The 10,501-nt window shown below is 65.4% G+C and carries 16 protein-coding genes and 1 pseudogene; 6 read left to right on the forward strand and 11 right to left on the reverse strand.

The annotated features are described in order from the left end of the window. Window positions 1-397: 397 nt before the first annotated feature. The 7 genes from IPP90_23725 to IPP90_23755 all read right to left on the reverse strand — a co-directional run bounded on the left by IPP90_23725 (window position 398) and on the right by IPP90_23755 (window position 4,293). Window positions 398-655: a hypothetical protein gene (locus tag IPP90_23725; GenBank protein MBL0173640.1), complete on the reverse strand. Its 258-nt coding sequence runs from the start codon at window positions 653-655 to the stop codon at window positions 398-400. Window positions 656-772: 117 nt separating this feature from the next. Continuing rightward, on the reverse strand, window positions 773-1,015 hold the full coding sequence (locus tag IPP90_23730) for a serine hydrolase (GenBank protein MBL0173641.1): 243 nt from the start codon (window positions 1,013-1,015) through the stop codon (window positions 773-775). Between the two features lie 80 nt (window positions 1,016-1,095). Then, entirely contained in the window at window positions 1,096-1,341 is a 246-nt protein-coding gene (locus tag IPP90_23735; GenBank protein ID MBL0173642.1) for a hypothetical protein, read from the reverse strand. A 132-nt stretch (window positions 1,342-1,473) separates the two neighbouring features. Then, window positions 1,474-1,926 (reverse strand): hypothetical protein, encoded by a 453-nt coding sequence (locus tag IPP90_23740; protein ID MBL0173643.1) that lies wholly within the window; start codon window positions 1,924-1,926, stop codon window positions 1,474-1,476. A 126-nt stretch (window positions 1,927-2,052) separates the two neighbouring features. After that, window positions 2,053-2,748: a hypothetical protein gene (locus IPP90_23745; GenBank protein ID MBL0173644.1), complete on the reverse strand. Its 696-nt coding sequence runs from the start codon at window positions 2,746-2,748 to the stop codon at window positions 2,053-2,055. Next, window positions 2,745-3,143, reverse strand: a complete 399-nt coding sequence (locus IPP90_23750) for a hypothetical protein (protein ID MBL0173645.1) — start codon at window positions 3,141-3,143, stop codon at window positions 2,745-2,747. The genes IPP90_23745 and IPP90_23750 overlap by 4 nt, the downstream gene beginning before the upstream one ends. Next, window positions 3,121-4,293 (reverse strand): hypothetical protein, encoded by a 1,173-nt coding sequence (locus IPP90_23755; GenBank protein ID MBL0173646.1) that lies wholly within the window; start codon window positions 4,291-4,293, stop codon window positions 3,121-3,123. Before IPP90_23755 ends, IPP90_23750 begins: the two co-directional genes overlap by 23 nt. 189 nt (window positions 4,294-4,482) lie before the next feature. Between IPP90_23755 and IPP90_23760 the strand changes: the two genes are divergently transcribed. Further along, the gene (locus IPP90_23760; protein MBL0173647.1) at window positions 4,483-4,959 is read left to right on the forward strand and encodes a Spy/CpxP family protein refolding chaperone; all 477 of its coding nucleotides are present in this window, start codon (window positions 4,483-4,485) and stop codon (window positions 4,957-4,959) included. Window positions 4,960-5,020: 61 nt separating this feature from the next. Here IPP90_23760 and IPP90_23765 read toward each other — a convergent pair whose 3' ends face one another. The 3 genes from IPP90_23765 to IPP90_23775 all read right to left on the reverse strand — a co-directional run bounded on the left by IPP90_23765 (window position 5,021) and on the right by IPP90_23775 (window position 6,283). Continuing rightward, window positions 5,021-5,407 carry a hypothetical protein gene (locus IPP90_23765; protein MBL0173648.1) on the reverse strand — a complete coding sequence of 129 codons (387 nt, stop codon included), beginning with the start codon at window positions 5,405-5,407 and terminating at the stop codon, window positions 5,021-5,023. A 62-nt stretch (window positions 5,408-5,469) separates the two neighbouring features. Beyond that, window positions 5,470-5,790, reverse strand: a complete 321-nt coding sequence (locus IPP90_23770) for a hypothetical protein (protein MBL0173649.1) — start codon at window positions 5,788-5,790, stop codon at window positions 5,470-5,472. Continuing rightward, window positions 5,783-6,283 (reverse strand): RNA polymerase sigma factor, encoded by a 501-nt coding sequence (locus IPP90_23775; protein MBL0173650.1) that lies wholly within the window; start codon window positions 6,281-6,283, stop codon window positions 5,783-5,785. The genes IPP90_23770 and IPP90_23775 overlap by 8 nt, the downstream gene beginning before the upstream one ends. 485 nt (window positions 6,284-6,768) lie before the next feature. Here IPP90_23775 and IPP90_23780 point away from each other — a divergent pair, with 485 nt between their 5' ends. The 5 genes from IPP90_23780 (at window position 6,769) to IPP90_23800 (ending at window position 8,700) form a co-directional block, all read left to right on the forward strand. Further along, complete coding sequence (locus tag IPP90_23780; GenBank protein MBL0173651.1) at window positions 6,769-6,996, forward strand: hypothetical protein; 228 nt, start codon at window positions 6,769-6,771, stop codon at window positions 6,994-6,996. After that, on the forward strand, window positions 6,923-7,312 hold the full coding sequence (locus tag IPP90_23785) for a YHYH protein (GenBank protein ID MBL0173652.1): 390 nt from the start codon (window positions 6,923-6,925) through the stop codon (window positions 7,310-7,312). Before IPP90_23780 ends, IPP90_23785 begins: the two co-directional genes overlap by 74 nt. Window positions 7,313-7,566: 254 nt before the next feature. Then, on the forward strand, window positions 7,567-8,031 hold the full coding sequence (locus IPP90_23790) for a hypothetical protein (GenBank protein MBL0173653.1): 465 nt from the start codon (window positions 7,567-7,569) through the stop codon (window positions 8,029-8,031). A 3-nt stretch (window positions 8,032-8,034) separates the two neighbouring features. After that, window positions 8,035-8,403, forward strand: a complete 369-nt coding sequence (locus tag IPP90_23795; GenBank protein ID MBL0173654.1) for a hypothetical protein — start codon at window positions 8,035-8,037, stop codon at window positions 8,401-8,403. Between the two features lie 30 nt (window positions 8,404-8,433). Then, on the forward strand, window positions 8,434-8,700 hold the full coding sequence (locus tag IPP90_23800) for a hypothetical protein (protein ID MBL0173655.1): 267 nt from the start codon (window positions 8,434-8,436) through the stop codon (window positions 8,698-8,700). Between the two features lie 16 nt (window positions 8,701-8,716). On the opposite strand, the pseudogene IPP90_23805 reads toward IPP90_23800, so the two are convergent. Then, window positions 8,717-9,902: pseudogene (locus IPP90_23805) on the reverse strand (TCR/Tet family MFS transporter). Between the last annotated feature and the right edge of the window lie 599 nt (window positions 9,903-10,501).

The following is a 10,501-nucleotide window of genomic DNA, read 5'->3' on the forward strand; positions in this document are numbered from 1 at the left end:
CTCGCCCCGCGAGACCAGAGCAGAATAACCCTTCGCGCACCAATGGTCGGCCACGCAACCGGCTGAATACTCACCATCGGACCCGCACGGCGCCAAAATTACCGCGTGCGCCACTGCCGCGATACAGAAATTCGCCCCGGATGCTCGGTTGCTGGACGTCGTCGGTGACGGTGCCGGAATGGAATATCCGTGAGGTGCATGGCGGTGGGGAAAGGTCGTGATGTCCATACAACGGCGAACAGTTGGCGCGCCCACCGGCCCATCGAAATAGTCAGTCTGGCGCGACACGCGACCAAGTCATATCTTCTTCTTCACGAGGAATCCGGTGATGCCGTTGAAGGCGACGTGAAATCACGGTGCCCGATCATTGCGTACACCATGCCGACATCGTTCGCGATCACCGGGCTGTCGCCGGTCTTTGGGCCACCGGCACGTCCAGAAAACTGCGGAATCCGACGTGCGTAAGCCTGCTGCCGCCCATGATCGTTCGCATCGTGGCGGCACTCGCCGCCGAGGTCATCGTTCCGCGTTCGATGGCTTCCAGCAACCGACCAGTTTCGCGCGGATTCATGTCGCCCAGCCAGTAGGCATGATCCTGCACGGGCAGGCGATACCGGCCGTCCGCCAGAATCTTCTTGTTGGCCGGATCACGCACCATCGCCACCCACCAGGCCCGCTCGCCGGTGAAAAGTGATGCGTACAGGTCAAACAGCGGGTCGCCCTGCTGGCGTATTCCCAGTCCGGTGGTTTCTTCCGCGGTAACGAGCGGTAATCAGCGTGCCGGGTTGACGAAGCGCAGGATCTTGCGACGGTAGACATGCCCGCGCGCCACCATGCTGAGGTGCGTATACCCCGACGACCTGAGCCACGCGTTCGGGCTGTCCACGCCACCAACCTTCGTCACCGTCAGGTCGGTGGCGGTGTTGTCGCTGGTGATCACCATCTCGGTGATCAAGTCGCGAATGGTTGGCGTCTGCCCGAGGTCATGGTACTGCCAGCACGCCCGAGCCGTCACGCAAATCGGCGCGTCGGATCTGCACCCGTTCATCGAGTTGATTTCTGCTGATCAACCAATTGGAACGCGCACCATGATGGTCAGCTTGATGATGCTGGCGCTGCTGAACGCATCGTCGGCGTTCGGTAAAAGGCCTCTTCGCCGGTGGTGAGGTGCTTGACGTACACGCCAGCCCGCGCGGGAAACCGGGACAGTTCCGTTTCCAGCAGTCGCGTCAGTCCGCTCTTCGCTGGTTGCGCCGAGACTGCGACAGCGGTCAGCGTCAGGCAGAGTGCGGTGTGCAGCGTGTGGCGAAGGGCGACGTGACGCATGGCGACGTGACGCATGGCGAGTACAGCTCCGTGTGGGGGCGATGGGCATGGGGCGCAGCCAAAGGCGGCTTCCGAAGCTGCGGCGCACGATGACACATCGCTAGGCTGAGGACGTGCGACGGTGCGCGCAGAGGTGACGTCCGTGTCTCAATCATTCCGCCCCTGCAGAAACCACTGCATGGGCGCGGCAATCGCACTCGTCACCGCGGACTCGCCATACACCAGCAGTTCCCCTTCGCCCTCGGCGTCACACCGCCAGTAGTCGCGCGCAAACGCATCGGCGCGCCACCAATCGCCGCTTAATCGTTCCGGTCCATCGGCGTGGGCAATCGACAACCGGCGTCCCCGCCACCACACGGCGGCGGGCACACCGCGTGGCGCTTCGACATCCACCACTTCGGGTGTGTCGAGTAATCGCAGCACGGCAGGCGCGTTGACCGTATCTGCGATAATGTCGGTGATGCGGCAGGCACCGGCGCGGCGGCTTGCCATCGCATCGGCGCTGGTCCACTGTCCGGTGGCTTCCGGTTTGTGCCCGTCACCCGCCGCGGCGCGTGCCACCACATCGCCCGCGTTGTCCGGATCGAGCGCGGCCCGCAAGCGCCGCGAACACCGACTCGGCGTTCATGGCGGCGTCGCGCCATGGGGGCACCAGCAGATCGCCTGATCGGCGGCCGGTGGTGCGGTGGCCGGAGATCCCCACCGTGATGCCAGTCGGTGCCGGGATCACCCAACGCTCAAGCAACGCGCGACATTGATCGAACAGGGGCTCGAGTCGCGCCAGCGGTCGCGCCGGACGCACTTCGCGCGTGATGCTGCGTTGTGGAATGGACAGCAGCGATGAGGCCTCAACGGTTTCGCGCGGTGCCCGCAGCACTGGCGGTGTGGTGCCGATGCCGGTGCGCGCCCGCCGCCATCGGCGCATCGCTCGATGTTTCCGGGAAATGCGTCGTGATCGTGACCGTCGGTACCCACGTCCTCAGTGGCCTGTCGCCCCGCATCGAGAATCAGTGTGACCGACACGGCCGCCGCCGAGCGTCCGTCGTTCACCAGTTCGCGCACCAGTCGATCAACTGCGCGCTGCAACACGAACAACACCGGCGCGGTGCTTTCCACCGCGGCCGGTAACTCCACACTGGTGCTGCGCGTGGCTTCCACCCGCACGAGTCCCGGACGTCGCGTGTCGTCACCGTGTGCCAGTCGCCATGCGGTGAGTCCTTCGGCGCCCCAGCGTCGTTCAATGTCACCGGGCGCGAGTGAGGCGAGCATGCCCACGGTACGCAGCCCCAGCGCGCGCAGTGCGTCGCGCAATTCGTCGTCCATGGGCACCAGCCCCAACGGCGCCGGTGCGAGATAGGTGGCGCACTGTCCGCTGGGAATGCAGGTGATGCCATCGGGGGAGTGCCAGTGGATCGCGCTCACGTACCGCACGACTGCGCGCCTGTGGCGCCCTGGCAGCGCGCGCGGCCACGCACGAATCGGCATGGCCACGCGGGCATCGGGGGTGCCAGCGTTGCGCAATGGACAGCAGGGCGCGCGCCAGCTATCTTCACCACCCAGTGCGTCGAAGCCGCTGGCGTAATCCACCACATGCCCGGCGCGCCTTGCACGGGAGTGACGCGGGGACTGGCGGCGAGAAACGCGGTGGTCACGGCCAACACCGCATCGTTCACGGCGTGATCGTCCCACGTGCGCACGTCGAGCGTGGCGCAGCGCGCCTGCGCTTCGGGCAACGTCATGCCGGCGCGCACCCCGGCGCGTCCGGCCGCCAATGACACCGCGCGCAGTCGCGTGTTATCGGCGAGCGCCCTCGGCAACGCGTCCCAGTGCGGGGGGGGCGCCGGGATAGCGCGCGCTGTGGTACCCGATGGCCACACCGATTTTTTCACGCGCCCGTTCGCGTTTACTGGGTTTCCCATACGACGATTCGCCGGCGCGTTTGCGTCCGCGATAGCGCGTCCAGTCGCGGGTGTGTTTGTCGAAGGTGCGATCGAACCGTTCGCGTTCGCGACTCCGTTCGCGCGGGGTGAGTGGCGGGGCATACTGATGTTCGTCTGCTCCGCGAACGCCAGGGCGAGTTGTGTCGCGATGGGTGGTCGCGGGCGTGTGGATGTCGTCGTGTGCGGAAACGCCGAGTCCGCCCCAGGTGATGGGGTGCCCGATGGCGTCGTCGGTGCTGCCGCCGACAGCGGCCCGAGGACGGCGCGTGCCGCGTGCCACGCCGCGCCGATCGGGAATCTCGGAATCCGTACACACGCGACGCGCCATGACGATGCCACTGCTCACCTCGATTGATCGAACGCTGCGACTGGGTCCACCTTTCTCCACGACCACTGAAAATCCGCGTATGATGTTTTGGGTCTCGGTGCGTTGTCGTCGGAGGGGAAGCGGTTTGGCCGACATGGGTTCGAGTCGCAACCGCACCGCACCACTCACGCGACTGGGGCGCGCCTCGTGTTGCAGCACCACACAGGCCGCATCGCGTTCGCGGGCGAGTTGCGCGAGTCGCACGCCATGCACCCGCGACAGCGCGGGGGCGCCGTCGATGACGACCAGGGCGAACACGCCACTGCGCAGCAGAAGATCGGCGCACCACGCGCTGCGTTTGCCGTCGCGCGGGCGCACCATCACCAGTCGTTCACCCAGTCCGGCCCATGGCGCGGCAGCGAGGGTGCGACGCGCATCGATCCACGCCACCCAGCCGCCGGTGCGCAGCACGCGCGAGACGACCTGGCGAAGCAGTGCCGTTTTGCCGGAGGCAAGCGTTCCGACCACTTCGGTAATGCGGCCGCGCGGGATGCCGCCGCCCAAGGCGGCATCGAGCGGGGTGATGCCGGTGGCCCACGGGATGCCTGCGGCTCGCCCACCGGCCACCACGGCTTCGAGCTGCGTGCGGAGGGACTTGACCCGGAGGAGCGGAGGCGAGGAGCTGGGGGGGTGTGGGAGGGCGAGGGGGGGGGCGGTCATGGGGGGTATTGAGTACCGAATAAAAACCGAAAATCGAGGATATGGCTAGAGGCCTACCCTTACTGCTTTCACTACGCTCGAGTCCGTCACGGGGGCTCCTTAACGTTCCCTACCGGCAGTCGTATACTCCAGTAGTCCCGGGGCCGACATGGGCCTCCAGCGGTTCGTTCCACCTTCAGCCACCGTCCCATGTTCCGTCGAACGCTTCCTCTGCTCGCCACCGCGCTCCTCCTGGCCGCCTGCGGTGGTGCGCCCACTGAAACTGCGTCTGACGAGCCGACCTTTGAGGCCGTGCTCGAAACGGCCGATCAGGGTGCCGCGGCCGCGGGGTTCCTCGATCGCGCGCCGGCCGGCCTCCAGCTCACGGCCGAGCAGAAGGCCGCCATCCGCACCATCAACGAACGGTTCAAGGAAGCCAACAAGGCCGATCTTGAGGCGTTGACGGCGATCACGCGTGAAGCGATGAGAGCGCGGCGCAATGGCGCGTCGCAAGCCGACGTGATCGCGATTCTCGAGCGCAGCCGTCCGATTCGTGCTCGGCTGGCCCCGGCGTTCGCCGCCTTGCGCGTGGCATTGAACGCGGTGCTCACCGACGAGCAGCGCGCGTGGCTTGCGGCCAACTCCCGTCGACTGGGACCGGCCCTGCCGCCGCTGCCGGGGCGCTAGTCGCTATCTCGACTCGCTGTGCACACACCGCCGCGTGCATTCGTGCACGCGGCGGTTTCTTTTACGGAGAGGGGGGCGGCGGCCCATCGGGAGGCGGTCCACCCCGAGGCGGTGGTCCTTGCCCATCCCGCGGTGGCGGCGGTCGGAACGGATCCGGCAATTCCCGCACGCGTTCCGCCAGACGTTGTCGCTGTGCTTCGTCCAACAGCGGTGCCAGCGTGCGGCTCATCGAATCCAGCGCCGCGCGCAACTGCACATGCGCCGCATCGATCACCCGCTGATTGGCGTCGGCCGTTACTTCGAGAATCGGACGTACCGTGGCCTGCTGTTCGGCGCGCAACTGCAGCACCTCTTCCATGCGCGCCACGAATCCCGGCGGACGCCGTGGTGGCGCGCCGCGCGGCACGCGTGCGCGTTGCAACGCGCCTTGTCCAACCAGGCCAATCACGATGCCCAGCAGCAGCGTGTCGTGATGAGAATGGCGGCGGATTTGATTTCGAGTTTCATGCGCTATTTCCCCCAGGCACTGAGGTCTCCATCCAGTGCATACACGGTGGCGACCGTGACGGTCGGCATGCCCAGCACGCGATCAACCAGCGACTGCTGACTCGTTCGCGTATTCAACAGGTTCATCGTGGCAAGCAGCAACGCGGCGGCCACCGCCAGTGGTGTCAGTCGCCAGAACACTGTCTGCAATTCGTCCGCGAACCGACGCGGCGCGGCAAGTCGCGTCATCACCCGATCGGCGAATCCCGGGTCGAACGCCACGGCACCACGCAGTGCGCGGTAGCGCGAGAGTGCTCGCTCGATGTCCTGTTGGTCGTCACGCATCAGACCCTCCTGTGACATACGGCGCCAACAGGCGCTCGAGTTCGGCCATGCCGCGAGCCAGTCGGCTCATCACTGTGCCCGGCGGCAACTGCAGCGCGGCAGCGGTTTCGTTCGTGGACAATTCTTCCAGCAGGCGGAGCACCACCACCGGGCGCTGCTTCTCGCCCAATTGCGCGACCGCCCAGTGAACCAGGTCGCGCCGCTCGGCACCTTCCGCATCGTACGCGCTCACCGTCGGTTCGGCGAGTGATCCCGGTGACGCGTCGCGGCTCACCAGCCGCAACCGAAAGCGCTTCCGTTGCTTGAGCGCGTTGAGCGACAGGTTCATCGCGATGCGACGCACATATGTGCCGAGTGTCGCGTCGCCGCGGAAGTCCTTGAGTGCGGCATGGAACCGAATGAACGTCTCCTGACCCACATCGTCCGCATCGGCGCCACGGCCCAGCATGCCGATCACCACCGACGCCACCATCGACTGGTATCGCTCGACCAACGTGCGAAAGGCCGCGGCATCGCCGAGTCTGGCGCGTGTCAGCAGCTCCTCGTCCGAGGGGGACGGATGTCGCGGATGGGATCTTGCGCACCCATCATGGACAACGTAACGCGCCGGTTCATTCCATGTCTCCGGCTGGCGATTGTGATAAAGATGTATGGAATGGTCCGCAGGGCTCGGTTGTCCAAGACGCAAACACACCCGAACCACGGAGACCCTATGCATTCCATCGAATTTCTCAGCAAACATCGTGTCGTGTGCGGCCTGACCTTCTCATGGCGGCGGCCTGCGCCGACAAGGTGACGTCAGCCGATTCCACGGATACGACCAGCGAAACCGCATCGACCCAACCCGGCCTGCAGACGGCCAAAGTGCGGGCGCGAACGTGACGGTGTCCTTTGCCAAGGGACCATGCGCTACCGGTCGAATGGCATTCCGAACCACTCGCGCCAGTTGCAGTATGCGCTGCCGCTTCCGGAGTGCGCGTGCCCGGTACGGCGAGCGCCTATGCCGGCGCCGATCCCACGCAGGCGCAGAGCTATGATTTCCAGATCCCGCTGAATCCCAGAAAGGCCGCAACGCCCACGTCCACCAGTCTCGGCACGATTGGCGTGATGATTTCGGGAGCCGCGTTGTTCAATCCGGGCAAGAAGGCGACGGCGTCAGCCGTCGCGATGGCGTCCAACTTCAGCGGTAGAAAACACGGCTGGTGAGAATATCGCGTTTCTCGATGCCTGCAACGGCCATCCCACGCCGATGGGTTCGTATCACTACCATGCGTTGCCGCCATGCGTGACGGCCATGGTGGATACTGCCGGTGGTCCGTCGCACATCATTGGCGTGGCCTTTGACGGTTACCTGATCTATGGCGATCGCGATATCAGCGGACGGCAGATCACGTCATCGCAGCTTGATCAGTGCAGTGGGATCACCAGCGCGACATGGAGTTTCCGCAAGGCGTGTATCACTACGTGCTGCTGGGGAACGCGAATGCCACATCGTCCATTCGCTGTTTCACCGGACAGGTGACGAGTGCGGCGTCGGCAATGCCCGGCATGGTACATCCGTAGCCGACTGTTCTCGCGGATGTTCGAGTTGCGAAGGGTTACCGACTCCGGTATGGTCCCTTCATGGCTGCCGAACATCGACGTTTCCACTCCGACTACAGAACGCTACGAACGGCGGTGGTGATCGTCGCGGCGTTGGCGGCGTGAAGTGGAATCTCCGTCCGGCGCGATTGACGGCGCAGCCGATTGCGAATCAGGCCGCCGCCGCGCCGCGTCATGTCTCCGGTTGATGTCACCGTGGGACCAGCGCTGTATGGTGGGCGCGAGCGGTACGTGAACGACGAGGGGCTGGCGATCGAGTTGCTGGTTGGGCTGCGTCGACCTCGCGCCAGGCTCATGTACGCGGCGGCCGGGGGTCAGGGTCGATGCCGGCGTGGTTTCGCGGCGTCCGGCTCCCCGTGTCGCTCCACACCGGTGCATCCGGCATGCGCCAACGGTTCGTCATCTCGCCTTCCTGGCGGGCGGCGAAGTGCGCCGGTCGGGGAAGCAGTTTCCAGCAGCTGCTCGACCATCGATCTTCTCCGACGGCCATCACGCGGGACTTGGCGGACGGCATCGGAGCGCGGCCGCGGCGCACCACGCGTGGCGTTGACGGTGGGCGTCAATGGCAATTGGCTGGCCCTGTCCAATGGCTCGTCGCTTCGCTACTACGCGTCGGCGTTCGGCCTTCGGCTTCAGTAAGACATGAACACGCCATCAACCCATGCCGCGCGATCACGCGCGCGCGTGTGGCGCGTGGGTCTCGCGCTTGTCGGCTTCAGTGCCGGGTGCCTGCCCTATACCATGGGGTCCACGGCGGCCACGGTGCCTCGCGGTGAGCAGCGAACCACCATCAGCCTTGCCGCCAGCTTTGGCGATCGCTCGCTGGATGAGCCGCCCGAGACTCCCATGACCATCCTCGACGCGGAAACGCGCATTGGCGTTTCCGAACGCAGTGATGTCGGGCTTCGCATCACGGGCATCAGCGGCGCTGTGGTGTCCTACCAGCATCGACCGCACGGCTCGGCGTTGGGCGCGGGCGATTTCAGCGCAAGTGGAAAGCGGGAGTGGTGAAAAGCCGGTTCGCTGGCGATGGAGGGTTGAGTGCTCGCTTCCAGCGCGGATAGGCAACGAACTGCGGTGTATGGCGGCGTGCGGTATTTGCCGGTGGCGCGACTCACCCGCGACGCGGACCGGGAGAGCCCCACCATTGGCGGATTTGTGGGCGTGCAGCTGCGGCGGGCTTCGTTCGTGCTGCTCCCCGAGCTGAGTGTGGTTCGCGGATACGATGATGTGATCGCGCATCGAGCGACGTGGTTCGTGATCCCGTCACTGAGCCTGACGCGCTCTCCACGCGCCACGCCGCGCTAGTCGGACTCTCGGCGCACTACCGATGCGGTGCCGTGCGGTGCAAGCTGCTGCGCGCCAGGACCGCCGAGACAAGCGACAAGACACCACCCAGCGCGAGTGCCGCGCCGGGAAAATAGAACGGCGCGCGCGGGCCCGAAAACCAGGCGAATACGTTGGCCATCAACAAGGGACCAACGATGGACGTGAGGCTCATCATGCTGGTGAGCGCCCCCGCAATTGGCCCTGTTCATTGGCGGAACCCGCCAGAAATCAGCCCCCTTGAATGGCATCGGTCCGCAATGCCGCCCATGCTGTATAGATCGCCGTGAATGCGAAATCACCAGGTGGACTGGCGAAGGCGTAGAGAAAGAACCCCACGCTGTAGAAACGTCAATCCGGTAGACGCTGCGCTGCTGCCCGAGTCGTGGAATCGTCCGGATCAGCCCGCCCCTGCACATAACCGGCCAGCCCCACCACCGCCAACGACCAGGGGCCGGTGCGTTCGGTCCAGTGGAACTTCTCAATGGTGTAATACGACCAGTTGCTCTGCAACTCGCGTGCGCCGCGATCTGCACCAGCACCGAAGGACGCAATCAAACCGAAAATCACCCGGATAGCGACGGATTTCCCGACCGATCCCCACGGGTTCGCGCTTCGAGTCGATGGCGACGATGCTCGGGTTTGAGGGATTCGGGCAGGACGAAGAAGCCGAACAACCAGTTCACGAGGGCGAGTGTCGCGGCGGCAATGAACGGCACGCGCGGGCCATACTGGCCAAGCAAACCACCGGTGAGCGGACCGATGATGAAACCCAATCCGAACACGGCGCCGATCATGCCGAAGTTCTGCGCCCGCTTTTCCGGCGGTGACACATCCGCGATATACGCGGCACCCGTGGTGAAGCTGGCGCCCATCATACCGGCAAGCAGGCGGCTCACAAAGAGCCAACCGATGGACGGCGCAAAGGCCACGAACAGATAGTCGAGGCCAAAGCCGAACAGCGACGCGCAAGGCAGCACGGGCCCGTCGACCGAACCGGTCGCCGAGTGCCCATCACCGGGGCGCAGAAGAACTGCATGCCGGCATACCCAGAAGGCCATCCACCCGCCCCATCGTGCCGCATCGCTCATGGTACACCCGTGAGGTGGGTGATGAGCTTCGGCATGACCGGAATGATGATAGGCAGCCACGTCGATGAGCAGCGTGACGAGGATGAACCACATGGCGGGCGCGGGACGACTTCATGCGGGGACGTCTCTCGGTTCGGAAGGTTGGCACGGCAAGGCAACAGTCTAGTACAGTCCAGTGACTACTGCACCCGGAATCGGGTGTCCCGTACCACGCTTCGGTTGGCAACCAAGTCGGTGATCTCCATCCGCAGCTGGTACTCGCCACGCGCGTCGCCCAGCCAGTCCAGCGCCAAATAGTCCATGCGTCGCCTTGACGGCCACGTTGCGATCGAACGACACCGATAGACGATCGCCACTGCCACGCCCTTGCTGAAGCAGTGAACCGACGCCGTCGAGCACTACGCGCAACTCGGCCCGCGGCACCGCGCGCCCCTTCACACGCTCTGATGGTGATCGCCACGCGGTAGCGGTTCGCGTCGGCACCCGAAGCCAGGTCGTAGTTCTCCCACACCAGGCCGATCCTGTCGCCGGCGCGAAAGGTGCCGGATGACGGCGCTACGTGTAGTTCGCTCCATCGCGCGGCATTTGCACTCGGAGGTGACGCGCCGGCATCGACCAACAATACGTCGCTGATCGCGAATCCGATCGGGCGCGCGGCGTCGATGCCTGCGGTGGCACTGGCGGTACGCTGC

The sequence above is a fragment of the Gemmatimonadaceae bacterium genome (assembly GCA_016720905.1).
In the GTDB taxonomy this organism is placed as follows: Bacteria; Gemmatimonadota; Gemmatimonadetes; order Gemmatimonadales; family Gemmatimonadaceae; genus Gemmatimonas.

Bases quoted from the DNA above. Each gene is read 5' to 3' on its own strand.
- IPP90_23735 (MBL0173642.1), bottom strand. From the start codon at position 1,341: ATGCGTCACGTCGCCATGCGTCACGTCGCCCTTCGCCACACGCTGCAC.
- IPP90_23790 (MBL0173653.1), top strand. From the start codon at position 7,567: ATGTCTCCGGTTGATGTCACCGTGGGACCAGCGCTGTATGGTGGGCGC.
- IPP90_23760 (MBL0173647.1), top strand. From the start codon at position 4,483: ATGTTCCGTCGAACGCTTCCTCTGCTCGCCACCGCGCTCCTCCTGGCC.
- IPP90_23795 (MBL0173654.1), top strand. From the start codon at position 8,035: ATGAACACGCCATCAACCCATGCCGCGCGATCACGCGCGCGCGTGTGG.
- IPP90_23770 (MBL0173649.1), bottom strand. From the start codon at position 5,790: ATGCGTGACGACCAACAGGACATCGAGCGAGCACTCTCGCGCTACCGC.
- IPP90_23755 (MBL0173646.1), bottom strand. From the start codon at position 4,293: ATGACCGCCCCCCCCCTCGCCCTCCCACACCCCCCCAGCTCCTCGCCT.